Source organism: Pectobacterium versatile, assembly GCF_003932035.1.
In the GTDB taxonomy this organism is placed as follows: Bacteria; Pseudomonadota; Gammaproteobacteria; order Enterobacterales; family Enterobacteriaceae; genus Pectobacterium; species Pectobacterium versatile.
On record NZ_CP034276.1, the window covers coordinates 1,998,597 to 2,021,457 of the forward strand.

Below are 22,861 nucleotides of genomic sequence, written 5' to 3' on the forward strand. Positions count from 1 at the left end.
ACGTCGCCGGGCGTCTGTGGGACAATGGCCGTCAGATTACACAGATATAGAGTATGCATGACGCTGTCCCCCGCAATAAAATTGCAGATTGGTCAATGGTATAAGGCCCTGCAAGAGCAAATCCCGGATTTTATTTCCCGCGTTCCCCAGCGACAGATGATTGCCGAAGTGGCGAAAACGCTAGCGGGTGATTACCCGCGCCATTTGGCTATTGAAGCGCCAACCGGCGTCGGGAAAACGCTTTCTTACCTGATTCCGGGTATTGCGGTAGGGCGTGCGGAGGACAAAACGCTGGTGGTCAGCACCGCGAATGTGGCGTTGCAGGATCAGATTTACAGCAAAGATTTGCCACTGTTGCAGAAGTTTATTCCCGAACTGAAATTCACCGCTGCATTTGGTCGCCGTCGTTATATTTGCCCACGTAATTTGGCGATGCTGGCAACCGATCCCGATGCGCAGGGGGATTTACCGCTCTTTCTGGATGATGAAGTAATGTCTGCCAGCAAGGAGGAAAAACGTACCTGTGTGCGGCTTGAAAAAGCGCTGCAAGGTCACGCCTGGGATGGGCTGCGCGATCATTATCAAGATTCAATTGACGATAGCCTGTGGCAGAAATTGTGTACAGACAAAGCAAACTGCCTTGCGCACAACTGTCATTATTACCGCGAGTGCCCGTTCTTTATCGCCCGGCGTGAGATCGAGCAGGCCGATGTTGTCGTCACCAACCATGCGCTGGTGATGGCGGCGATGGAAAGCGAATCGGTACTTCCTCCTCCTAAGAATCTCCTGTTGGTGCTCGACGAAGGCCACCATATCCCCGACGTTGCCCGCGATACGCTGGAGATGTCTGGTGATATTCATCCGGCTTATATGATGGCGCAACTGGAACAGCTGGTGCAGCTTGTTGGCCAGTGCATGGCGCAATTTGCCCCTAAGTCACCGCCGCGACTCGCTAACAGCGAGCGGTTAACCAGCCATTGTGAGGAGATCCGCGAGTGCGTGCTGTCTTTCTCGCAAATGTGCGGGCTGTTTCTTCCGCATGACGGACAGGAAACCGAATACCGTTTTGCGATGGGCAAAATGCCGGATGAAATGCGTGAACTCTGCGTGCGGTTGTTCAAACTGACGGATACGCTGCGGGCGCTGGCAGAGTATATGCTTAACGATCTCAGCGAGAAAACCGGCAAGCATGACGTGGTGCGGGTCTATCAGGCACTGCTGAAAATGAGCCGCCAACAGGGTTATCTTGAGTCCATGAGCAAGCTGTGGCGGCTGGCGGCGATGGAGAAATCGTCGAACGCGCCCGTTTCCAAATGGATCACGCGGGAAATGCGCGATAACCAGCCGCATCTTCACCTGCACTGTGCGGGGATTCGCGTCTGCGATCAGCTTGAAAGGCTACTGTGGGGGAAGGTGTCGCACGTCGTGATGACCTCGGCAACGCTGCGCTCGTTGAACAGTTTTGCGCGTATACAGGAGCTTTCTGGCCTGAGCGAGCAGGAAGGGGACACCTTTATCGCGCTGGATTCGCCGTTCAACCACCGCGAGCAGGGGCGTCTGGTGATTCCCAAAATGCGTTATGAACCGCTGATGGAATCCGAAGCGCAGCATATTGCTGAAATGGCGCAATTTTTCCGAGCGGAGTTAAAACAGGATAAGCATAAAGGGATGTTGATGCTGTTTGCCAGCCAGCGTGCGATGCAGCTGTTTCTGACGCAGGTGACCGATTTACGCCTGATGCTGCTGGTTCAGGGAGATAAGCCGCGCTACAGGCTGGTCGAGCTACATCGTCAGCGGGTACAGGAAGGCCAGACCAGCGTGCTGATTGGTTTGCAGTCCTTTGCGGAAGGGTTGGATCTGAAAGGGGAGCTCCTTACTCAGGTGCATATCCATAAAATTGCGTTTCCGCCTATCGACAGCCCAGTCATTCTGACGGAAGGCGAATGGTTAAAAAGCCTCAAACGGCATCCGTTTATCGTACAAAGTTTGCCCAGCGCCTCGTTTAACCTCATCCAGCAGGTTGGACGCCTTATTCGTAGCCATGACTGCTTTGGTGAAATCGTCATTTACGATCGTCGCCTGTTGACCAAAGGCTATGGTGCACAGCTGCTGGCGGCGCTGCCCGTCTTCCCGATTGAACAACGGGATATGCCATAACAAATTCTTCTATATCCGTCCCCCGAATAAGGGGGTAATTAGTCCCTATTTAGCGCTATATTTTTTTATTCTTATTTGTTAGATTTGTCTCGGAACAGCAAGGATGCCGTTAATACGTGTGACAAAGTATGTCATTACGTGGCGCGGTTTTATCAACTAAGGACAGGAACCGTGATGAAAATTAACGCAGTGAATAAAAATTCCTTCCTTTTCAAAAATGAATGCCGCTTGGCATCCGTTTCTCTTGCTGTCCATCTCAATACCAATAATAAAAATTAGTCACCGTGACCTTATTATTTATCATTTGATAATAACGAAAATAATTGGCGTTCTTTCTTAATTATTTCCTTATAGAGATAATTTTTATTTATATGCGTTTTTTGGATATAAATATTTTTAGTGAGCTTTGTCGACCCAGGAGAGGATTAGACCGCGGCTATGTGCGGTACATGCAATACCTCGATTGCATGAAGGGATTTAGGATTCTGATCATCCCGATCAGACTTATGGAGAAGAAAAGATGGCTTTACGAGATGAAGATAAGGATACCGCTGAATCTGCATTGCATGCAGCGGGTACGGGATATAGTGATGTGTACGACTTGTATAATTACCACTCCCGTGGCGATGGACAGCTTAATGGCAAACCCTCGTTCACAAGCGATCTGGCAGCCAAGGAAATCGTCCGCGACGGCCTGACCTGGAATGGCACGAATGTATTCGGTAAATCCGCTAATTTGACCTATTCGTTCTTACAGAACGTGAAGTCTATCCCTTCTGGCGATCAGGGCTTTGTGAAATTCAGCGCAGCCCAGGAACAACAAGCTAAGCTGTCTCTGCAATCGTGGTCAGATGTTGCCAATATCACGTTTACTCAGGTTAGCCCTACCCAAAAAGCTACCATCACGTTTGGTAACTACACCCGTGATTCAAGCGGTCGGATGGACTACGATACTCAGGCTTACGCTTATATGCCGGGTAACCACTCGGCAGCGGGCAGCGCCTGGTTTAACTACAACGCTGAAACGGTGCGTAACCCAGCAACGGAATACGGCAAGCAGACGCTGACGCATGAAATCGGTCATGCGTTGGGCCTGAATCACCCGGGTTCTTACAATGCGGGCGAAGGCAACCCGACCTACCGCGATGTAACCTACGCGGAAGATACACGCCAGTTCAGCCTGATGAGCTACTGGAGTGAGCAAAACACTGGGGGCGATTTCCAGGGGCACTATGCTGCAGGTCCGCTGATCGATGACATCACGGCAATCCAATATCTGTACGGTGCAAACATGAACACGCGTACCGGTGACACGGTATACGGTTTCAACTCCAATACTGGCCGTGATTTCTATACCACCACCAGCAATAGCCAAAAACTGATTTTCTCCGTTTGGGATGCAGGTGGTAACGATACGTTTGATTTCTCTGGTTACAGAAACGATCAGCGTATCAACCTGAATGAAGGCGGGTTCTCTGATGTTGGCGGCCTGAAAGGTAACGTCTCTATCGCTCACGGCGTCACGATCGAAAACGCCATTGGCGGCTCCGGCAATGATATTATTATCGGCAATGACGCGAATAATATTCTGAACGGTGGTGCAGGCGATGACGTCATTTACGGCGGCGGCGGTGCAGATACGCTGACGGGCGGTGCAGGCAAAGATATTTTTGTCTATGCCAGCGCGAGCGATTCTTCCTATAAGAACGGCTATGACACCATCACTGATTTCCAACGCGGCATCGACAAAATCGATCTGTCAGCGTTGAATCAAAAAGGTGATTTGCAGTTCGTCAATTCATTCACCGGACTGGGTAATGAAGCATTGCTTAACTGGAATGCCGATAGCAATACCACCGATCTGTGGCTGAACTTTGCGGGTCAGACCACGCCAGACTTTGTTGTACATATTGTTGGTCAGCCTTCTGCGGCAACCGATTTTATCGTGTGATGTAGCAAGGACGGGGTAACCCCCGTCCTTTTCTGTTATCGACTTGGGGCCACTATGAAAAAGTTAATCATCGCGGCGCTGTTAAGTGCAATAAGCGGAGGATGTATGGCGAGTAGTTTGAAGTTGCCTTCAGCAAGTGAGCTAAGCGGCGTATGGCAATTGCGTGGCGGGGAACAGCAGTGTGAGGTTGTGCTGCACAATACGCCGTTAGTGGATAACACCTGGCGTCTTGAGGGTGATGCGCCGTGTTTAAACGCGCTGCTATCTGATGTACCAGCAGGCTGGAGGTCTACGCCGGACGGTATCACGCTGACGAAAGAACAAGGTCAGTCCGTGGCGTTCTTTAGCAAGGAAAAAGAGGGCTATACGCTGATATTGCCTGATGGCAGTGTGCGTACGTTGCATAAACAGCCCTGACAGGAGAGGCAAACGCAGTGAGTCAACTAGCAAATAAGGAACGTTCGTTGTTGAGTATACTGCGTCCTTTCCGGCGCAGCTTTTGGAGCATTGGGATTTTCAGCGCCATCGTTAATCTACTGATGCTGTCGCCTTCGATTTATATGCTGCAGGTTTACGATCGCGTACTGGCTTCGGGGAATGGCACCACGTTGCTGATGCTCACTCTGCTGATTGCTGGCTTGGGGATATTCATGGCGGCACTCGAATGGGTGCGAAGTCTGGTGGTCGTGAGACTCGGCACCCGTATCGACCTACAGCTGAATCAACAGGTTTTCAACGCCGCATTTGAGCGCAATCTGGAGGCCGGTGAGGCCAAGGCGGGTCAGGCGCTGAACGATCTCACGCTACTGCGGCAGTTTATTACGGGCAACTCACTGTTTGCCTTCTTCGATATTCCCTGGTTTCCCTTCTTTTTACTGGTGCTGTTCCTGATCCATCCGGTTCTCGGCCTGCTGGCGCTAGGGGGAACGGTGGTGCTGGTGCTGCTGGCATGGCTGAACCAGTATCTCACCACGTCGCCTTTGGAAGAGGCAAATCACGAAGCGCTACAGGCAACTCATCTTGCGGATACGCAACTGCGTAATGCTGAAGTCATTGAATCGATGGGGATGCTGCCTAATCTGCGCCGCCGTTGGCTGGGGCAACACTACCGTTTTATTACGCTGCAAAATCTGGCAAGTGAGCGGGCCGCGGTTGTCGGGGCTGCATCAAAACATGCGCGTATTTTTCTGCAATCGCTGATGCTCGGCGTGGGGGCCATGTTAGCGATTAAGGGGGAAATCACGCCGGGGATGATGATAGCGGGATCAATTCTTGTCGGGCGCGTGCTGAGCCCTATCGATCAACTGATCGGTATTTGGAAACCGCTGAGCAGCGCGCGGCAAGCCTGGTCTCGACTCAGCCGTATCATGACGGCTTATCCGCCCAAAGCGGAGGCGATGGCGCTGCCCGCACCGATTGGCCAGCTTAGCGTCGAGAATGTGTTATTGCAGACGCCGCAAGGGGCATCACGATTGCAGGATATCCATTTCTCGCTTCAGGCGGGAGAAACGCTGGCGATTCTGGGCGCATCAGGTTCTGGGAAATCTACGCTGGCACGTCTGCTGGTTGCGACGCAAGCACCGACGCGTGGCAAGGTTCGACTGGATGGGGCCGATCTTAGTCAGGTAGATAAAACGGCGTTTGGCCCGGCAATGGGCTATCTGCCACAGGATGTGCAGCTCTTTAAAGGCACTCTGGCGGAGAATATTTCCCGCTTTGGCGAGCATGACGCGGAAAAAATTGTTGCAGCGGCGAAGCTGGCTGGCGTCCACGAAATGATTCTTAGCCAGCCGCAGGGATATGACACGCCGCTTGGCGCTGACGGCAACGGGCTGTCGGGCGGACAGCGGCAGCGTATTGCTCTGGCGCGTGCGGTGTATGGCGATCCCTGCCTGCTGGTACTCGATGAGCCAAACTCCAGCCTCGATAACGAAGGTGAAATGGCACTGGCGCAGGCAATCTCGCATCTTCAGAAGCGGGGAGCGACGGTGGTACTGATTACGCATCGTCCCGCATTAACCACGCTGGCGCATAAAATTCTGGTGCTCAATCAGGGTAAGCAACAGCGCTTTGGGCCAGCGCGCGACATCCTGAACGAATTGCAGCCACGTCGTGCCGCCAATCAAGCACAAATGACACCTGCTGCCGCTGTCCAGCCGTAACAGGGAATGACGAATACAGGGAAAGACATGTCCGCATCAGAAATAAGTGAAGAGAGTATGAACCAGACGGCGCGACGCGATGAAAAACGTGCTGTGCGTCTGGGATGGTTGCTGGTGCTCGCTGGGTTCGGCGGTTTTCTTCTGTGGGCACTGTTTGCACCGTTGGATAAGGGCGTCATGGTGAATGGTAGCGTCGTGATTTCCGGCAACCGCAAGGTTGTGCAGCACAATCAGGGCGGCATCGTCGATAAAATCCAAGTGAAAGACGGCGACAGGGTCGAGGCTGGTCAGGTTCTGCTCACGCTGAATGAGGTTGATGCGCGTTCGGCGAGTGAAGGACTGGATGGTCAGTATTTGCAGTTGGTCGCGCGTGAAGGCCGGCTGCTTGCTGAGCAGCAGCGCCTGAGCGACATGGTGATGACGCCTCGCCTGCAACCGCTAGCGGACAAATCGGAGATGCGCGTGATTACGGCATTACAGCGCGATTTACTGCACAGCCGTCAGCAGTCGCTCAAGCTTGAAGCCGAAGGAATGCGCTCGAGCATCGCGGGGATGGAGGCGTCACTCAGCGCCCAACGTCAGGTGATGACCAGTAAGCAGAAGCAGCGAGAGACGCTGGAACAACAGCTGCAAGGGCTGCGTTCACTGGCGGCGGAAAACTATGTACCGCGCAACAAAATGCTGGAGAACGAACGTCTGCTGGCGCAGCTTAACGGCGATATCGCCCAGCTGGCGGGGGATATTAACCGTACCCGTCGTGATATTGAACAACAAACGCTGCTGATCGCCCAGCGCCAGCAGGAATACGACAAAGAAGTGAACAGCGAGCTGGCGGACGTGCGGGCGCTGCTGAGCGATGTGGGCAGCAAGAAGGAAAAAGCTGATTTCAATCTGGCGAATATCCAGATGCGCGCACCGGTTTCCGGCACGGTGGTTGGGCTGAAAGTGTTTACGGAAGGCGGTGTGATTGCGCCGGGTCAGACGCTTCTGGAGATCGTACCGGACGATCAGCCTTTATTCGTGGATGCGCGTCTTCCCGTTGAGCTGGTGGATAAAGTCTGGCCGGGATTACCCGTTGAACTTCAGTTCGTCGCGTTTAATCAAAGTACGACGCCACGCGTGGCGGGAACGGTCGAACTACTGTCCGCCGACCGTCTGCTGGATGAGCGGGACGGTTCACCTTATTACAGCCTGCGCGTTCAGGTGGATGAGGCAGGGAAACGTGCACTGGAGGGGCTGGAAGTCAAGCCCGGTATGCCGGTGCAAGGGTTTGTTCGTACCGGAGAGCGGTCGTTCGTCAATTATCTCTTTAAGCCTTTAATGGATCGCCTGCATCTGGCATTAACGGAAGAATAATCATGCAAAGGATCGCGATAATCGTGCTGTTTGGGCTGCTTTCTTCAGGGGCCAACGCATTAGGGCTGCTTGATGCATGGGAATTGGCGCTGCGTAATGACGCGCAGTTTCGCGCGGCGGGGTTTGAGCATGCCGCGGGTCAGGAAGAGGAGACGATCGGGCGTGCCAATCTGCTTCCCAATCTCCAGTATGGCTATAACGCTAACCATAGCCATTCCAAAGTCACCCAAACGGATAGCTTCACGGGTAACACATTAAAACGCGATTATGACAGCTACACGTCAACGCTGTCGCTGCGCCAGCCGCTGCTGGACTATGCGGCCTGGGCGCGTTATCAGCAGGGCGTTGCTCGCACGCTGATGGCCGATCAGCGTTTTCGCGATCGCAGTCAGGATTTGATGGTGCGATTATATCAAGCTTGGAGTAATGCGCTGCTGGCGCAGGAAAAGCTGCAATTGCTGGATGCGCAGCAGCGGGCCTATCGGGAACAGCTGGCGCTGAATAAACGCCTGTTGCTAGCGGGTGAAGGCACGCTAACGGATGTGCGGGAAACGGAGGCGCGTTTTACGCTGATCGAAGCGCAACGGATTGAGCAACAGGACAATCTGGATGCAGCGATCACCGATCTGGAAAATATGACGGGGACGGTGCTGGATATCACGACGCTGTATCCTATGGCGCTTACCCAACTGCCATCAGCGGAATCAGGTAAGCAGACGCTGGCGCAGTGGCGCGATCTTGCCGTACAGCACAATGCCAAACTGGCGACGCAGCGCGAGGGGCTGGCGGTTAGCCGCTATGAAATCGAACGCAGCCGCGCAGGGCATTTACCTACGTTATCGCTGGTCGCATCGTCGCGCAATAGCCGTTCAGAAAGTGAATACAACTACAACCAGAAATACGACACGCAGAGCGTCGGTTTGCAGCTGAATGTCCCGCTTTATTCCGGTGGTTCCGTCTCGGCATCGATGCGGCAGGCCGCGGCGGAATATCAGCAAAGTCAGGCGGAGCTGGACGACCAAACCAAGAAAACGCTGGCGGAATTGAAAAAATACTACAACTTGTATAACAACGGGTCGGCGAAAATTAAGGCCTGGCAAATGACGGCCTCGTCGGCGCAAGAAGCGGTCAACGCCACGCGGTTGAGTGTCGCAGGCGGAGAACGTATCAATCTGGATATTTTGCTGGCCGAACAGGATTGGTATAACGCCCGACGAGAGCTGGCAGAGGCGAAATACAGCTGGCTTCAGGCATGGTTGTTACTGCGCTATACCGCGGGTACGCTGAACGAGAAAGATATTCTGGAACTGGCGGCCTGGTTTCAGCCAGCAACAACGTCATTAGCCAACAACAAGATCAGCAGAAACTAAAACAGATGATAAAAATCATATACGGATAATCGGTTATGATTTTTATCAGCAGGAAGCCTATGTATGGGCAATGTGAAGGATGAAGACTAGAAATGGATGACGAATAGAAATGGTTCGATTCTGTGGGATCTTGCGCCTTAGTAATACTTAAACTCCTTTAAAATCATCAAACCTCTGCATTTTGCATAATGGCCTCCATTCTTATCAGGAGGCTTTATCGTGAAAAAAATCAAAAAACCGCGTCTTACCGGCTGGATTGTGACATCCGCTTTTCTCTTTGCTGTTATCGGGCTGATTTCACCGCAACAGCTTCCCGTCACCGTTTATAAGCTCTCGCTTATTTCACTTGCTGCGGTATTAGGCTATTGGCTGGATCGCTCGCTGTTTCCTAAAGCGCGTCCCGGTCTGTTCCTCGAACAAGGCGATGAACCTGTACCGCGGGGACGTTTCCCGGTTCGTGACGGCCACCACACCGTATTTGCCGCCGCGATGTTACGGCGTGCGCTGATTGTGTCAGCCGTTTGCATCGGCGTAGCGATGGGGCTGTGATATGCGACACCTTCTCATCACGCTGTTTCTTAGCCCGATGCTTTTTAGCGCGATGGTCTGCGCCGACACGATCCCTCGTGCTGCGCAGGCGTATCGCAGTGATGTGATCCGCAGCGCACGATTGGATTGGGGCATGAATGCCCCGATTGCTGACTTTGCGGCGCAGTTGCATCAGGAAAGCGGTTGGAATCCTCGGGCCGTTTCACCCGTCGGTGCACAGGGGCTGGCGCAGTTTATGCCGACCACCGCCGACTGGTTTAGCGGTATCGTTCCTGAACTTCGCGCTAATCAACCGTTTAATCCTGCCTGGGCTATTCGTGCTCTGACGGGCTACGATCGCTGGCTGTGGACGCGAATCAGTGCCAGCAACGACTGCGAACGTATGGCAATGACCTTATCGTCCTACAACGGCGGGCTTGGCTGGTTACAGCGTGATAAGCAACGCGCGAAGATCGCTGAGAAGGACATACTCCGCTGGTTCGATCATGTGGAAACCGTCAATGCCGGACGCAGTGCCGCCAACTGGCGTGAAAACCGCCATTACCCCGATCGTATTTTGCATCAGTTGGCGCCACGGTATTTGAGCTGGGGGAGGGCGAGCTGTGTGGAATAGTCTGTTTATCAATAGTCTGAAATCCTTTCTTTCGCCACGTATGGTCGCCGTCCTGCTTGCCGTTGTGTTGCTACTCGCGGTCTATCTGACCGGTCGTAATCAGGGTTATCAACTGGCGCAGGCACTGGGGGATGCCGCGCTGGCGAAACAGCAGGCGGCATTCAATTTGCTACAGCAGCAGCAGGCCGAAACCCAGAACCAGCTATTACGCGCGGCGGCGGAGCAATACCAGCAACAGGTAGAGCGTGGAAATCAACTCGAACAGCGCTATGTCGCAGCGCGTCAAAAACTGGCGGCGGATAACGCCGCTCTACAACGGAAAATTGACCATGTTACTCAGCAATACATTGACGAAAAAGGCAAAGTTCAGCCTGTGCAGTGCGTGTTTACTCGTGGCTTCGTGCAGCACTACAACGCCGCTTTCGGTCTGTCCGCCAACAGTGCTTCAGACATTACCGCCGCTGCCCGCCGCACTGGCGCAGCGTCCGGTGCCAGCGCAATCGCTGACGCCGAATTACAACGTTCAGGTGTCTCCCAGCGCGATATTCTCGCCAACATCAGCGACAACGGAGAGCGCTATCAAGCGCTGAGTGCGCAGGTTAACGCGCTGCTGGATTACATCGAAACGTTACAACAGGCAGGGGAGGTAACACGTGAAGATTGAAGTGGAATTCTGGTCGTTGGTCGGCCTGTTGTTGTCGTTTATGAGCTTCCTGTTTGCCGCCGGGCGGATTTTGCTCACGCAAATTGAAAAGCGGCTGAACGAGCGTTTCGCAGCCCTGGAGAATGCTCGCCAGAAGAGCGAGCAGGGATGGACGCGGCTGGAGCGTGAATTTCTGGAATTCCGCGCCGATTTACCGCTGGTTTATGTACGACGTGAGGATTACATCCGTGGTCAGACGGTTATCGAAGCCAAACTGGATGCGCTTTATAACAAGCTGGAATTGGTGCAGCAGCGCTATTCGGGAGGCAATCATGGCTGATACGCAGCGTATCCGACAGGAATCGATGCGTTGGCACTTGCTCATCGCATTAAATAAAACGCGGCCTTACACCGCGAATGAAATGTTCCTGCTAGCACTGATGCAGCGGCTGTATGCCGATGCTTCAGAGTCGGAGCTGCGTCATGCACTGGATTATCTGGCCGATCGCAAGATGGCCGTATTGACCAAAGAGGTAGGCGGCGTCTGGTTGGCGAATCTTACCCGCCTTGGTATAGATGTCGTGGAATATGCGGTTGATTGTATGGTTGGCATCGCCCGGCCGGAAAAATATTGGGATCGGTAATCCCATTGTATTGGTTTCTTTTCTGTCTTTGCACGTTATCGATATTGTCATATTCCTTTACGCCAGCACGGTTGTGCTGGCGTTTTTTTTATCGAAATAATTTTTATTATTCAGTGTATTAGTCGTGTTTTATCAAATAAATCACTTCGCTGTTTTTTCTAAAACAGATTAAAAGCCGCAGCCAACCCTTATCCGGATACTAGCGCCATCAACACGATGCGCCACCAAAACAGTGTGCCATCAACACAGTGGATGAACGGATATGAATACCAGACCAATTATCGATGCGGTGATAGCCCGCCTCCAACAGCACTTACCGGCACGGCGGATTGCGTCCTGTCCAGAAAACATTCTGATCGGGTCAGACCTTCTGACTGTTGGCGATGTGCTGGTGGGGTATAGCGGTTCCGAATTTTCCGCACCGGAAGATGTGGATTCTCCGGTTCAGACGCAGCGACCACAGCTGATGGTTGCCGTGCTGTTACCGGAGCTGGATGGCGAAGACGGCGTACTGGCCACACTCGATACCGTCCGTCAGGCGCTGGGAGGATACCGACTGCCTGACTGTCATCGCGGTATTCGGCTAGTACGTGACCGTTACGTTGGTCACACCGAAGGACGCTGGCATTACGCCATCGATTGCACCACAGAAACCCTTTTTATCGAAGACCGCGAGCAGACGGATGGTCCGCTGCTTACCACGGTTAATTATGAGGAGAAAGACGCATGAAATACCGCTACACCGGCCCCGCCAGCGGCGTCACGCTGGCAGATGGTCAGGAAATTCTGCTTTGGCCCGCTCAGGTGACTGAACTGCCGGCAGATCATGAGTACGTGAAAACGCTGGTCGCGCTGGGCTATTTGCTGCCTGTCGCGGATCAGATTCTGGCTGATAGCGCAACGGAGGTGACCCTTGGCCGCTAATTATTTACATGGTGTAGAAACAATTGAAGTTGAAACCGGTGCTCGTCCGGTGAAAACCGTCAAATCTGCGGTGATTGGGCTGATTGGTACGGCGCCGCAGGGTGCGGTAAATGACATTACGCTGTGCCTGTCCGAAAAAGACGCAGCACAGTTTGGTAGCCAGTTCGGCGGCTATACCATCCCGCAGGCGCTGGATGCGATTTACGATCATGGTGCGGGTACGGTTCTGGTCATTAACGTGCTGGATCCGGCGAAACACAAATCGTCTGTGAGCGCAGAAAAAGTCACGTTTGACAAAGCGACTGGCACGGCACAACTGGTAAACCGTGTGGTTGCCAAGCTGGTGCTGACGGCGGCAGAAGGCGGTCAGCCGTTTATCGAAGGTCAGGACTATACGCTGGATGCGCAAACCGGCGTCCTGAAAAATCTGGGTAAAAATATTGATGTTGCTGCCGTAGTTAGCGCGTCTTATGACTTTGCTGATGTCACGAAAGTGACTGCCGCCGACATCATCGGCAGCATCAACGCCGCGGGCAAACGCACCGGTATGAAGCTGCTGAACGATACCTACAACCTGTACGGCTTCTTTGCCAAGATTCTGATTTCGCCGGTGTTCTGTACGCAAAATAGCGTAACGACCGAGTTGATCTCGCTGGCTGACAAACTGGGCGCGATTGCTTATATCGATGCGCCAGTCGGTACCACGTTTGCGCAGGCACTGAGCGGCCGTGGCCCGGAAGGCACGATCAACTTCAACACCAGCTCTGAACGCGCTCGCCTGTGCTATCCGCACGTAAAAGTGTACGACGCGGAAACCAACAGCGAACGTCTGGAGCCGCTGTCGGCGCGTGCCGCGGGTCTGCGTGCCAAAGTCGATCTGGAGAAAGGCTTCTGGTGGTCGTCATCCAATCAGGAAATCAAAGGGATCACCGGCGTAGAGCGCCAGCTGTCCGCGATGATCGACGATCCGCAGAGTGAAGTGAACCTGCTGAACGAGCAGGGCATCAGCACCATTTTCAACAGCTATGGTTCCGGCCTGCGCCTGTGGGGCAATCGCACCGCTGCCTGGCCAACCGTGACGCACATGAAGAACTTCGAAAACGTGCGTCGTACTGGCGATGTGATTAACGAATCCATTCGCTATTTCAGCCAGCAGTACATCGACATGCCGATCAATCAGGCGCTGATCGACGCGTTGGTGGAATCTGTCAACGCCTACGGCCGCAAGCTGATCGGTGACGGCGCACTGCTGGGCTTCAAGTGCTGGTTCGATGCTGCGCGTAACGAGCAAACCGAACTGGCGGCAGGACACCTGTTGCTTAACTACAAATTCACTCCGCCGCCGCCGCTTGAGCGTCTGACCTTTGAGACGGAGATCACCTCGGAATACCTGGTAACGCTGGAGGGCACTAATTGATGGCCGGGAAAATTGAAGTAAACCGTATTACTAACGCCAACATCTATATCAACGGCACCAACCTGCTGGGGCGTGCGCAGGAAATCAAACTGCCGGATGTCTCCATGATCATGCAGGAGCACAAGGCGCTGGGCATGGTCGGCAAGATCGAACTGCCTGCGGGCTTCGATAAGCTGGAAGGCGAGATCAAATGGAACTCCTTCTACCGTGAAGCGATGCTGGCAGCGGCGAATCCGTACCAATCGTTGGCACTGCAGTGTCGCTCCAGCGTGGAACGCTACGGCTCTCAAGGTCGTATCGAAGAAGTGCCGTTGGTGACGTACATGACCATCATGTTCAAAAAGAACCCGCTGGGCACGTTCAAGCAGCACGAAAACCCGGATTTTAGCAGCGCGTTCAACTGCACCTACATCAAGCAGGTGATGAACGGTGAAGATCTGCTGGAGCTGGATTATATGTCCAACATCTTCATGGTGGGCGGCGTGGATCAACTGAACAGCTACCGCGCCAATATCGGCGGTTAATTTATCTTCCAAGCCCGCCAGTGGGGCGGGCGTTTCTATCAATCAATGAGGTGACTATGTCAGCAAAAGTATTTGATATTATTGACTTGGAAAATAATATTCATTTTCAATGCCGCGAAGATGTCTACATTTTGGATGCTGCGGAAGAAGCAGGTTTTGATTTACCGTATTCCAGCCGTGCTGGCGCGGATCCTTCATCGGTAGCACGTTTGATTTCTGGTCAAGTCGATCAAAGCGATGGTTCCTATTTAGATGACAACCAGAAAGCGGCCGGCTTCTTTCTGACGGATACCTCTTACCCGCTAAGCAATTGTGTTGTTCGCTTCTATGCAGAAGATGAGCTGCATCATTAATTATTAATGTTTGCGTTATCGTAATGAAAGGGGCTTCGGCCCCTTTCTTATGCCCGCCATTTTCGTTTCCTAATTCGCTTTAAAATCGTTATTCCTCGCCGCACGCGATACTGCTCCCGACATTTACTAAGGAGCCGTTATGCACACTGAAACCTATTCTCTGCAATTCCCTTACACCACCTCCGCCGGTCAACGCGTGGAATCCATTTCGCTCAAGCGTCTGAAAGTCAAAGACATCAAAGCGGTGAAAAAAATCAGCGATGACCCAAGCAACTGGGATGACGCGCTGCTGTCGCGCATGACCGGTCTGGTGCCGGAAGACATCGATGAGATGGACGCGCAGGACTACATGGCGCTGCAAAAACGATTTCAGCAGCTACTTGGGTTGGATAACGCAGCCGGCGCTGCTGTGGAAAGCACAGGCCCTGCTGGCGAGGTGGTTTCGCTTTCAGCCGAGTGAGATTGATGCGCTGGAGCTGGACGACTTTGAACGCTGGCTGGATGAAGCCAGCGAACAGATAAAACGTGAGAACGGTGAGGAAGACTGATTACTGACAGGATTAATGAGTCCACCATCCACCCTAACCCGGCCAGCGATAAGGACGCTGGTCGTTTTCTCCCTCACCACCTGTCTTCTTCTCCCGCTTATCACCCGTCCTTTTCCTCGTTTTATCCCCTGTTTGTGATGGGGAAACCAAACTGGAGCGGCGCAAGCCGCCGTCTCCGATCCGCCCCACAAGGGGCTTTTCTGAATGAGAGTGAACCGTGGATATGCTTTTAAACGGTGTCATGCTGGGCAGGGCGTTTGGTGCCACGCTGGATGACACAAAAAAATCGCTGCAGTCACTTAGCGATAGCCTCAAACAAGCGCAGGAGCGGCAGCGGCAGTTTAATCAGTCGCTGGAGCGCTTTGGCGCTATTAGCACGCAAACTGTGTCTCAGTTAAACCGGTCGTTGGAGCGTTTTGGTGCTGTTTGCACACAAACCGTATCCCAATTAAATCAGTCGCGGCTTGAACTGGAAATCAATCAGGAGCGGCTGGCGAGCAGTCAGTCACGTCAGGAAACGCTACGTGAGAGTCATGCCGAACGCACCGAAAGCTTCCAGGAAATAAAGGAGACATTTGGTTCAGTGATGGCACCTATTGTGGCGTCGGTCACACGCTATGCGTCATTTGAGGCGCAATTGCGTGATATCAGCGTTGCACATGGGATGTCGAGCGAGCAAGAAAAAGAGATGGGGCAGCGCCTGCGTCAATATTCTCAACAGGTGAACCAAACGCCGGATGCGTTGCTCAGCAGTGCCGGACAACTGCTTGATAACAGAATGTCGCAGCAGCAGGCAACGGATGTTGCGGCAGTGTTGGGGAAAACCTCAACGGCATCCGGCGCGGCGTTGTCCGATCTTACCGCGCTCGCGACCACGCTTGATGACGTGTTTAACCTGAAAGGCGCGAAGGCACTGGAAGAATCCTTCTCCCGAATGTTGGCGGGCACCAAGCAGGGTTTCTCTATGGCATCGATGACGCAATACGCGACCGAGCTGGCCCCAGGGTTTACGGCGATGGGGGCGACGGGTAATCAGGCGCTGAGCCAATTGGTTTCCAGTTTGAGCGCGACAAAAGGTGAGGATACGGAAGCGAACACAGCTGCACGGCTGGGGAGCTTTATGAATGCCATGGGGCGAACGGACATTGCCGACAGTTACTACAACGCAGGCATGGATTATAACGCATCACTGAAAAGCTACATGAAAGGTGGATATTCACAGTACGACGCTTCGGTTCTGGTTGGTACTGAGCTTATCGACAGTAAGGGTAGCCAATTTAGGAAACAGTGGGAGATGGCCAGCAATACGGGAAATGTGGGGGCGCAGCAAAATTTAATGCAGCGTTATGGATTGCAGGAGGTGTTCCGTACGCCAGAAGCCGTCAATCATGCGCTGTCGATGAAACAAAACTGGGCGAGCTATCAATCTAACCAGCAGGTGATGAACAGCCCCGCTGCAACCCAAACGTTGAATATCGATTTTGCCCAAAAAAATGACACATTGACCGGACGCTGGCAGAAAATGACAACGTCATTGCTGAATATTGCGCTCAATGTGGGTGAAGCGCTGGTGCCAGTATTGGTTTCCCTGAGTGATGCGTTGATCCCCATTTTGGAGCAGTTGGTGACCTGGACAGCCGAGAACCCTGAACTGGTTCGTGGAATTGTGGTGACCATTGCGGGTCTCTTTATGTTCGGGAAAGCGGTGAGTGGCGTGAAGCAGGGGGTTAGCACGCTGTTATCTTCGTTTCAGGCATTCAAGGACGGCATTTTACAGATCAAGACGGGCTGGCAACTATTTTCCGCAGGGCTAAGAACAACGGGATTTTTGCAGGGGCTTGGCGCGGCATTGAACTGGCTGGTTGGCGGTGCTGGAACATTAGGGCGCATGCTCGGCGGCGTGTTACGTAGCGGCTTGATGATGGCAGCCCGAGCTGTTTTGTCTCTGGGGAGTATGCTGCTGACGACGCCAGTGGGTTGGGCGATTATTGCATTAAGTGTTATTGGGATCCTGGTCTACCGCTATCGGGAAAAAATTGGCGCTTTCTTGAAAAATCTGTGGGCGGATATCAAAGCGTTTTGGGCCGATCTCAAAGATGGAACGTCTGGAGGCGTGGCGGGTGTTCTCGCTGTACTGGTTGATTGGTCGCCATTTGGTACGTGGTATTCAACCTGGGCTAAAGATGTTAATGAGTTAGGAAATAAGTTACCTGAACGTTTAAGTGAGATGGGGCGACTATGCATTGATGCGTTTGTGAACGCATTGTCGAGTGAATTTCCGAAAGTCTCTGGCACTTTTAACAAAATGGTGGAGTTTATTCCCGATGGCGTTAAAGACTTTTTGGGTATGGGTTCGAAAACCGTGTCTATCGAAGCTAGCGGTCAATCTGTGACTGCCAGTGCTGTAGCCCCGCCAGTTCTAAAACTTACGCCGATATCTGCATTGTCGCTACATGAACCTATTGCTGAAAAGGGCACTGCGCCAACGCCGCAACAACGTGTCGCCATGACCTCCCCAGCCGGAGGAGCGAAAGGCAAGCTCGTTAGTGCGGCTTCTTCCGAGCGTGTTCAGGTTGCCTTCTCACCCACCATTTATCTCAACGGTCAGAAGGCAGCGCCAACGCCTGAAATGACGAAGACGCTGACGCTTAGCATGAATGAACTGGAAAATATGTTGAACAAGCTGCTCATCCAGCGTGAGCGCAGGGGGTACGCCTGATGTTTGCAGTATTAGGAAATATTGAATTTAAAGTGACCGCCTACTGGGACGGCTTTAATTCGTCATTCGGTGCAGATTATGCCGAGCATGGCCGCATTGAAGGTAAACCCGGCCTGCAGTTCATCGGCGCGAAGCTAGACGAGATTAATATTAGCCTCGTGTTTCACAAGCAGTACTGCACGCCGGATGCGGAGCTGAAGCGGTTGACTGAGGCGATGCGGGCGCATCAGGCAATGGCGTTAGTCTTCGGTAATGGGGATTATCGCGGCTGGTTTGTGATTACGGCACTGACCTCGACCAGCCAGCATACCGACGCGAAGGGTAACGTATTGGCCATGAATGCCGCGCTAACGCTGCGAGAATACATTGGCGATCCGAAAAATCCGCTCAAGCCTCCTGCGATAGAGACGCCTGTTCCTAATGTTAGCGCCATCACCAAGGCAGTCCAGAAAGTGAGCAATTTTTCAGCTTCACTACGCACGGCTGTCACGTATGCCAAGAAGGCACATTCAGCCGTTAAGGCGGTGAGAACCACCATTCAGATTGTAAAACGGATGAAGAACAATCCCGAAACCGCGCTGTTGCAAATTCCCGGGCTGCTAACGCAAGTTGGGAATGTATTGACGCCGTTAAGTCAGGTGGAGCCGGCGTTTAAAAAAGCGGCAGAGGTCATATCTGATACGGCGGTTCAGGCAGAGAAGATGATGCCTGAAATTACAGCGGTTAATAAAGCGGCGAATGAAATGCTGAAGCAGGTCAAGCAAGTTGCCACCTTGTTGCAGGACGTCGACAGCAAAAATGTTATCGAGAAGCTAGAAGCCATCAGTAAACATGTTGAGGCCGCGAGCGACACATTTAAAGGCGCTGAACCTGCGCTGAGCAAACTGACGGCGGAAATCGTGAAGAGGGTTGAAGCATATGCACCTTGAACATATCACTACACAGGGCGAACGCTGGGATACTTTGTCCTACCTGTATTACGGCGATCCGCTTGGCTATCCGCGGATCATTGCAGCTAACCCGCATATCCCCATCGTGCCGCTATTGCCATCGGGTGTGGTGGTGCTGATTCCGATTATTGAACAGGCAGAGGCCAGTAAAGCGGAGGACACCCCACCATGGCTGCGTTAACGGAAGAATTCAATCTGATCTCTCCCGCCGTGTCGGAAGTACTGCAACCGGCGTTCACCCTGTGGTATCAGCAAAAAGACATCACCAATGATATCGCACCGTATGTCACCAGCGTGACGTATAGCGATAGCATCAAGAATGAATCGGATTCGATCGAGGTCAGGCTCGATGATACCGATGGCCGCTGGATGGATAAGTGGTATCCCGGTACGGGCGATACATTATCGCTCAAGCTAGGCTATCTCGGTGAAATGCTGTTTGACTGCGGTACTTTCTCGATTGATGAAATTGAGGTTAGCGCACCGCCTAGCGAAGTGATGATTCGCGGCGTCGCGACATCGGTCAATCGTGCGTTGCGAACCAAATCAAACTGCGGTTTTGAAGATACGACGTTAGCTGCCATTGCGACGCGCATCGCGAAAAAGCATCAGTTGATGCTCGTGGGGATGATTCAGATCATCAAGATCGATCGCGTGACGCAATATGCGGAAACCGATGTCGCTTTTCTAAAGCGGCTCGCCAGTGAATATGGCTATGTCGTGAAAGTGGTCAGCGACCAACTGATTTTTTCCCATCTGGCAACGCTGCGTAATCAGGCGTCTGTTCGACAAATTAAGCCAACGGACGTCGCGCGTTTTTCATTGAGCGACACGATCAGCCACGTCTATAAAAATGCCAAGACGAAATATCAGAAAGGGAGTGAAAAGAAACTGGTGGTTTGTGAAGCGAATGGTGGCGTGAACAACGAAATGAAGTCTGCTGGTGCTGAGACCAGTGCGGATACATTGAAAGTTAACGTGCGCGCGGCGGATGCTTCTGGAGCGAGGATGAAAACGGATGCTGCATTGGATGCGCACAACGAAAAGCAACAAAAGGGGTCGATGACATTGATGGGCAGCCCGCAGTTGGCGGCAGGGAATAAAGTGGAACTGGTGTCGTTCGGCCAACTTTCTGGCCATTGGTTGATCGAATCGGCTCGCCATGTTCTGGAACGTGGCAGTGGTTACACCACGGAGATTGGGCTGATTCGCGGGCCGATTACGGCGGGTAAGAGAAAGTCGGATAGCGGAAAAACGCTGGTGACTTACCACCCGGATGGCAGCCAGACAACACGGACAGTCAAGAGTAAAAAGGAGGTGTTGCCATGAGTTTATCTCGTCGAATTGGCACGATAAGCGCGGTGGATGAGGCTCGCGTCATGGTGCGTGTTCGTTTACCTGAGTGTGACAATCTACGTACGGCTTGGCTGCCGGTATTACAGCGTAATACGCAGAATAATAAGGATTATTGGTTGCCGGATATTGGCGAACAGGTCGAAGTTCTGCTGGACGGCAACGGCGAGGATGGCCTGGTGTTGGGGGCAATTTACTCCGCTGCTGATGTACCAACGCTGGCAGATAAGGACAAAAGGGCGGTAACGTTCGCTGACGGCGCGCATATTGAATACGATCGCCGGACGCATACGTTAACGATCAACGGCGGCGTGCAGCATATTGCGATTAGCAGCGGTGCTGACGTGGTGGTTAACGCTCAGCGTGTCACTATTAATGCGCCAGAAACGACGGTGACGGGCAATCTACTGGTGCAAGGGCAACTCACCTACGAGAGCGGGATGTCCGGTTCCGGCGGTGCCAGCCTCAGCGGTGATGTCAGTATCTCCGGCAACATCAGCGCCAGCGGCAGCGTCATGGATGCTGGCGGCAACTCCAATCACCACTCGCACTAACGTTTCCCTAAACCGCTTTAATATTCCTTTCTCTCACCGGGGGCGACAATAGCCCCCTATGAAAACTCAATCTGTTTTTTGGCAACCGGCGCTGCAACGTCCCGGCGACATCGTCGAAGGAACGGCAGATATCATGCAGGCGATTCACATCATCCTGCGGACACCCTGCGGCAGCGACCCACATCGGCCTGACTTTGGTAGCAATCTACATCTGTATCTCGATTATCCGATCGATCGTGCGATCCCGCATATCGTCAGGGAATCGGTAGAAGCGATCAAACGATGGGAACCTCGCTGCCAGCTACTGGCGGTTAAACCTTCTGTGAATGGGGCTCACCTGACGCTGCACGTTAGCTGGAAGACCGCTAATGGCGCGACACAGACCACGGAGTTGTTATGGCGCTGACAGAACCCAATTTTATTGAACGCGATGCAGCGAAGATTACCGCCGAAATGATCGCGAAATATGAAGCTGATTCGGGGAAAACGCTCTATCCGGCGCAGGCCGAACGCCTGCTGATTAACCTCTTTGCTTACCGGGAAACTTTATTGCGTAGTGCGGTCCAGGAAGCCGCCAAGCAGAACCTGGTTGCGTTTGCTCGTGCACCGATGCTGGATTATCTGGCAGAACTGGTTGGCGTCTACCGCTTGGCGGCGCAGCCAGCGCGTGCAGAACTTCGCTTTACCCCTGAAACGCCGTTAGTCAGCGATCTGCTGATTCCTGCGGGCACTCGCGTTAGTGCATCAGACAGCGTGATTTTCACCACCGACAGCGATGCGCTGCTGAGAGTGAGCGGCAGCGGTGTCACCGTGCTGGCGACCTGTACCGAAAGTGGCGATGTGGGCAATGACTGGCTGCCTGCTCAGATCAGTACGCTGCTGGATGAGATTGGCGACAGCGATTTAAGCGTTATCAATATCACCAAAAGCAGCGGCGGTTCCGCAGAAGAAGATGACGATCGCCTGCGTGAACGGGTTCAACTGGCACCGGAATCGTTCAGTACGGCGGGATCGAAACTGGCGTATCGCTTCCATGCAATGCGAGCACACCAAAACATTGTTGATGTCGCGGTGATGTCGCCCGAACCAGGCGAAGTGGTGCTGTATCCGTTGCTCAGCACTGGCCTGCCGGACAGCAGCATGCTCTCGCTGGTGGAAAGTTTTTGCTCCGACGAACAGGTGCGTCCACTGACGGATTTTGTTTCCGCCAAATCCCCCACGCGGGTGGATTACGCCATCAGCGCTAAATTGACGCTATTTAACGGCGAACAGGCTGGCGTCGTTCAGGCCACTGCAGAAAAAGCGGTACAGGCCTGGGTTGAAACCCGCACCGCCACGCTGGGGCGTGACATTGTCCCAAGCCAGATTATCGCCACGTTATCCATCCCCGGCGTGTATCAGGTGGAGCTCGTTTCGCCGTCATTGATGGTACTTGATGACAGTGAATGGGCGAACTGTACGGGCATCAATGTCAGCGTCGTCGGGGTGTCGAATGGCTGATTCACTACAACTGCTGCCACCGCCGTTGGCGGCTGACGCCAGTTTTCGTTCGCTGGCGGAATTGGCCGACCGCTTTGATGACATCGATCTGAATGCTTTGCTGGTTTATTTGATTGATATTGCCGATAGCAGCGCGTTGCCCTGGCTGGCAGAACAGTTCTCGTTGTTTGGCGACGGCTGGGAACTGGCGGAATCGGATGACTCTAAACGTGCGTTGATCAAGGCCGCTATCGATCTGCATCGCAGCAAAGGTACGCCCTGGAGCATTAAAGAGATCATCCGTCGTTTCGGCTTCGGCGAGAGCACGTTGATCGAGAACATCGGTCGGCTGAGTTACGACGGTGAAACCACTTACAACAACCTTTATGTGCACGGCGATAAAGCAGCGTGGGCGGTCTATCGCGTGTTGCTAAAACAACCGATTACCAACGATCAGGCCAGGATGCTGCGCAATGCCATTGGGATGTTTGCCCCGGCACGGTGCCACTTGGCCAGTATCGAATATTGGGAAGTGCCTATCCGCTACAACCGGACGGCGATATACGACAGTAACTACAATCATGGGAGCGCTTAA

Annotated in this window: 26 protein-coding genes; all 26 read left to right on the plus strand. The window is 53.1% G+C overall.

Going from position 1 to position 22,861, the window contains the following annotated elements; genetic code table 11:
- Nucleotides 1–57 precede the first annotated feature (57 nt).
- The 26 genes from dinG (at nucleotide 58) to EIP93_RS09175 (ending at nucleotide 22,861) form a co-directional block, all read left to right on the plus strand.
- Nucleotides 58–2,157, plus strand: coding sequence for an ATP-dependent DNA helicase DinG (gene dinG, locus EIP93_RS09050; RefSeq protein WP_125232607.1), 2,100 nt, complete (start codon nucleotides 58–60; stop codon nucleotides 2,155–2,157).
- Between the two features lie 520 nt (nucleotides 2,158–2,677).
- Nucleotides 2,678–4,108: a serralysin family metalloprotease gene (locus tag EIP93_RS09055; RefSeq protein WP_119158582.1), complete on the plus strand. Its 1,431-nt coding sequence runs from the start codon at nucleotides 2,678–2,680 to the stop codon at nucleotides 4,106–4,108.
- A 105-nt stretch (nucleotides 4,109–4,213) separates the two neighbouring features.
- Nucleotides 4,214–4,525, plus strand: coding sequence for a protease inhibitor Inh/omp19 family protein (locus EIP93_RS09060; protein ID WP_125233326.1), 312 nt, complete (start codon nucleotides 4,214–4,216; stop codon nucleotides 4,523–4,525).
- Nucleotides 4,526–4,542: 17 nt separating this feature from the next.
- On the plus strand, nucleotides 4,543–6,270 hold the full coding sequence (locus EIP93_RS09065) for a type I secretion system permease/ATPase (RefSeq protein WP_109226124.1): 1,728 nt from the start codon (nucleotides 4,543–4,545) through the stop codon (nucleotides 6,268–6,270).
- A 27-nt stretch (nucleotides 6,271–6,297) separates the two neighbouring features.
- A complete protein-coding gene (locus tag EIP93_RS09070; protein ID WP_103861001.1) occupies nucleotides 6,298–7,626 on the plus strand; it encodes an HlyD family type I secretion periplasmic adaptor subunit in 1,329 nt (442 codons plus the stop codon).
- Nucleotides 7,627–7,628: 2 nt separating this feature from the next.
- Complete coding sequence (locus tag EIP93_RS09075; protein ID WP_125232608.1) at nucleotides 7,629–8,996, plus strand: TolC family outer membrane protein; 1,368 nt, start codon at nucleotides 7,629–7,631, stop codon at nucleotides 8,994–8,996.
- Between the two features lie 219 nt (nucleotides 8,997–9,215).
- Complete coding sequence (locus EIP93_RS09080) at nucleotides 9,216–9,545, plus strand: putative holin (RefSeq protein WP_010281025.1); 330 nt, start codon at nucleotides 9,216–9,218, stop codon at nucleotides 9,543–9,545.
- 1 nt (nucleotide 9,546) lies between these two features.
- The gene (locus EIP93_RS09085; protein ID WP_103860999.1) at nucleotides 9,547–10,158 is read left to right on the plus strand and encodes a transglycosylase SLT domain-containing protein; all 612 of its coding nucleotides are present in this window, start codon (nucleotides 9,547–9,549) and stop codon (nucleotides 10,156–10,158) included.
- On the plus strand, nucleotides 10,148–10,822 hold the full coding sequence (locus EIP93_RS09090) for a hypothetical protein (protein ID WP_103860998.1): 675 nt from the start codon (nucleotides 10,148–10,150) through the stop codon (nucleotides 10,820–10,822). The genes EIP93_RS09085 and EIP93_RS09090 overlap by 11 nt, the downstream gene beginning before the upstream one ends.
- Complete coding sequence (locus EIP93_RS09095; RefSeq protein ID WP_010294923.1) at nucleotides 10,812–11,141, plus strand: hypothetical protein; 330 nt, start codon at nucleotides 10,812–10,814, stop codon at nucleotides 11,139–11,141. The genes EIP93_RS09090 and EIP93_RS09095 overlap by 11 nt, the downstream gene beginning before the upstream one ends.
- The gene (locus EIP93_RS09100) at nucleotides 11,134–11,445 is read left to right on the plus strand and encodes a hypothetical protein (RefSeq protein ID WP_103860997.1); all 312 of its coding nucleotides are present in this window, start codon (nucleotides 11,134–11,136) and stop codon (nucleotides 11,443–11,445) included. Before EIP93_RS09095 ends, EIP93_RS09100 begins: the two co-directional genes overlap by 8 nt.
- A 262-nt stretch (nucleotides 11,446–11,707) precedes the next feature.
- Nucleotides 11,708–12,175 (plus strand): Gp37 family protein, encoded by a 468-nt coding sequence (locus tag EIP93_RS09105; protein ID WP_125232609.1) that lies wholly within the window; start codon nucleotides 11,708–11,710, stop codon nucleotides 12,173–12,175.
- On the plus strand, nucleotides 12,172–12,369 hold the full coding sequence (locus tag EIP93_RS09110; protein WP_095699136.1) for a hypothetical protein: 198 nt from the start codon (nucleotides 12,172–12,174) through the stop codon (nucleotides 12,367–12,369). The genes EIP93_RS09105 and EIP93_RS09110 overlap by 4 nt, the downstream gene beginning before the upstream one ends.
- Nucleotides 12,359–13,786: a phage tail sheath subtilisin-like domain-containing protein gene (locus EIP93_RS09115; RefSeq protein ID WP_103971148.1), complete on the plus strand. Its 1,428-nt coding sequence runs from the start codon at nucleotides 12,359–12,361 to the stop codon at nucleotides 13,784–13,786. The genes EIP93_RS09110 and EIP93_RS09115 overlap by 11 nt, the downstream gene beginning before the upstream one ends.
- The gene (locus EIP93_RS09120; RefSeq protein ID WP_005972713.1) at nucleotides 13,786–14,310 is read left to right on the plus strand and encodes a phage major tail tube protein; all 525 of its coding nucleotides are present in this window, start codon (nucleotides 13,786–13,788) and stop codon (nucleotides 14,308–14,310) included. The genes EIP93_RS09115 and EIP93_RS09120 overlap by 1 nt, the downstream gene beginning before the upstream one ends.
- Nucleotides 14,311–14,366: 56 nt before the next feature.
- Entirely contained in the window at nucleotides 14,367–14,663 is a 297-nt protein-coding gene (locus tag EIP93_RS09125; protein WP_052234710.1) for a 2Fe-2S iron-sulfur cluster-binding protein, read from the plus strand.
- Nucleotides 14,664–14,802: 139 nt separating this feature from the next.
- Nucleotides 14,803–15,123, plus strand: a complete 321-nt coding sequence (locus tag EIP93_RS09130) for a phage tail assembly protein (RefSeq protein ID WP_103860994.1) — start codon at nucleotides 14,803–14,805, stop codon at nucleotides 15,121–15,123.
- On the plus strand, nucleotides 15,068–15,211 hold the full coding sequence (locus EIP93_RS23010) for a GpE family phage tail protein (RefSeq protein ID WP_094431851.1): 144 nt from the start codon (nucleotides 15,068–15,070) through the stop codon (nucleotides 15,209–15,211). The genes EIP93_RS09130 and EIP93_RS23010 overlap by 56 nt, the downstream gene beginning before the upstream one ends.
- A gap of 223 nt (nucleotides 15,212–15,434) precedes the next feature.
- Nucleotides 15,435–17,930: a phage tail tape measure protein gene (locus tag EIP93_RS09140; protein ID WP_103861109.1), complete on the plus strand. Its 2,496-nt coding sequence runs from the start codon at nucleotides 15,435–15,437 to the stop codon at nucleotides 17,928–17,930.
- Nucleotides 17,930–18,859: a phage tail protein gene (locus EIP93_RS09145; protein WP_103860993.1), complete on the plus strand. Its 930-nt coding sequence runs from the start codon at nucleotides 17,930–17,932 to the stop codon at nucleotides 18,857–18,859. Before EIP93_RS09140 ends, EIP93_RS09145 begins: the two co-directional genes overlap by 1 nt.
- On the plus strand, nucleotides 18,849–19,061 hold the full coding sequence (locus tag EIP93_RS09150; RefSeq protein WP_010294901.1) for a tail protein X: 213 nt from the start codon (nucleotides 18,849–18,851) through the stop codon (nucleotides 19,059–19,061). The genes EIP93_RS09145 and EIP93_RS09150 overlap by 11 nt, the downstream gene beginning before the upstream one ends.
- Nucleotides 19,049–20,209 (plus strand): phage late control D family protein, encoded by a 1,161-nt coding sequence (locus EIP93_RS09155; protein ID WP_119158592.1) that lies wholly within the window; start codon nucleotides 19,049–19,051, stop codon nucleotides 20,207–20,209. Before EIP93_RS09150 ends, EIP93_RS09155 begins: the two co-directional genes overlap by 13 nt.
- Nucleotides 20,206–20,787: a phage baseplate assembly protein V gene (locus EIP93_RS09160; protein WP_125232610.1), complete on the plus strand. Its 582-nt coding sequence runs from the start codon at nucleotides 20,206–20,208 to the stop codon at nucleotides 20,785–20,787. The genes EIP93_RS09155 and EIP93_RS09160 overlap by 4 nt, the downstream gene beginning before the upstream one ends.
- Before the next feature lie 58 nt (nucleotides 20,788–20,845).
- Nucleotides 20,846–21,193: a GPW/gp25 family protein gene (locus EIP93_RS09165; RefSeq protein WP_103941293.1), complete on the plus strand. Its 348-nt coding sequence runs from the start codon at nucleotides 20,846–20,848 to the stop codon at nucleotides 21,191–21,193.
- Nucleotides 21,184–22,287 (plus strand): baseplate assembly protein, encoded by a 1,104-nt coding sequence (locus tag EIP93_RS09170; protein WP_103941295.1) that lies wholly within the window; start codon nucleotides 21,184–21,186, stop codon nucleotides 22,285–22,287. Before EIP93_RS09165 ends, EIP93_RS09170 begins: the two co-directional genes overlap by 10 nt.
- Nucleotides 22,280–22,861 carry a phage tail protein I gene (locus EIP93_RS09175; RefSeq protein WP_107333032.1) on the plus strand — a complete coding sequence of 194 codons (582 nt, stop codon included), beginning with the start codon at nucleotides 22,280–22,282 and terminating at the stop codon, nucleotides 22,859–22,861. The genes EIP93_RS09170 and EIP93_RS09175 overlap by 8 nt, the downstream gene beginning before the upstream one ends.

Bases quoted from the DNA above. Each gene is read 5' to 3' on its own strand.
- dinG (WP_125232607.1), top strand. From the start codon at position 58: ATGACGCTGTCCCCCGCAATAAAATTGCAGATTGGTCAATGGTATAAG.
- EIP93_RS09055 (WP_119158582.1), top strand. From the start codon at position 2,678: ATGGCTTTACGAGATGAAGATAAGGATACCGCTGAATCTGCATTGCAT.
- EIP93_RS09060 (WP_125233326.1), top strand. From the start codon at position 4,214: ATGGCGAGTAGTTTGAAGTTGCCTTCAGCAAGTGAGCTAAGCGGCGTA.
- EIP93_RS09070 (WP_103861001.1), top strand. From the start codon at position 6,298: ATGTCCGCATCAGAAATAAGTGAAGAGAGTATGAACCAGACGGCGCGA.
- EIP93_RS09075 (WP_125232608.1), top strand. From the start codon at position 7,629: ATGCAAAGGATCGCGATAATCGTGCTGTTTGGGCTGCTTTCTTCAGGG.
- EIP93_RS09085 (WP_103860999.1), top strand. From the start codon at position 9,547: ATGCGACACCTTCTCATCACGCTGTTTCTTAGCCCGATGCTTTTTAGC.
- EIP93_RS09100 (WP_103860997.1), top strand. From the start codon at position 11,134: ATGGCTGATACGCAGCGTATCCGACAGGAATCGATGCGTTGGCACTTG.
- EIP93_RS09105 (WP_125232609.1), top strand. From the start codon at position 11,708: ATGAATACCAGACCAATTATCGATGCGGTGATAGCCCGCCTCCAACAG.
- EIP93_RS09110 (WP_095699136.1), top strand. From the start codon at position 12,172: ATGAAATACCGCTACACCGGCCCCGCCAGCGGCGTCACGCTGGCAGAT.
- EIP93_RS09120 (WP_005972713.1), top strand. From the start codon at position 13,786: ATGGCCGGGAAAATTGAAGTAAACCGTATTACTAACGCCAACATCTAT.
- EIP93_RS09125 (WP_052234710.1), top strand. From the start codon at position 14,367: ATGTCAGCAAAAGTATTTGATATTATTGACTTGGAAAATAATATTCAT.
- EIP93_RS09130 (WP_103860994.1), top strand. From the start codon at position 14,803: ATGCACACTGAAACCTATTCTCTGCAATTCCCTTACACCACCTCCGCC.
- EIP93_RS09140 (WP_103861109.1), top strand. From the start codon at position 15,435: ATGCTTTTAAACGGTGTCATGCTGGGCAGGGCGTTTGGTGCCACGCTG.
- EIP93_RS09145 (WP_103860993.1), top strand. From the start codon at position 17,930: ATGTTTGCAGTATTAGGAAATATTGAATTTAAAGTGACCGCCTACTGG.
- EIP93_RS09150 (WP_010294901.1), top strand. From the start codon at position 18,849: ATGCACCTTGAACATATCACTACACAGGGCGAACGCTGGGATACTTTG.
- EIP93_RS09155 (WP_119158592.1), top strand. From the start codon at position 19,049: ATGGCTGCGTTAACGGAAGAATTCAATCTGATCTCTCCCGCCGTGTCG.
- EIP93_RS09160 (WP_125232610.1), top strand. From the start codon at position 20,206: ATGAGTTTATCTCGTCGAATTGGCACGATAAGCGCGGTGGATGAGGCT.
- EIP93_RS09165 (WP_103941293.1), top strand. From the start codon at position 20,846: ATGAAAACTCAATCTGTTTTTTGGCAACCGGCGCTGCAACGTCCCGGC.
- EIP93_RS09170 (WP_103941295.1), top strand. From the start codon at position 21,184: ATGGCGCTGACAGAACCCAATTTTATTGAACGCGATGCAGCGAAGATT.
- EIP93_RS09175 (WP_107333032.1), top strand. From the start codon at position 22,280: ATGGCTGATTCACTACAACTGCTGCCACCGCCGTTGGCGGCTGACGCC.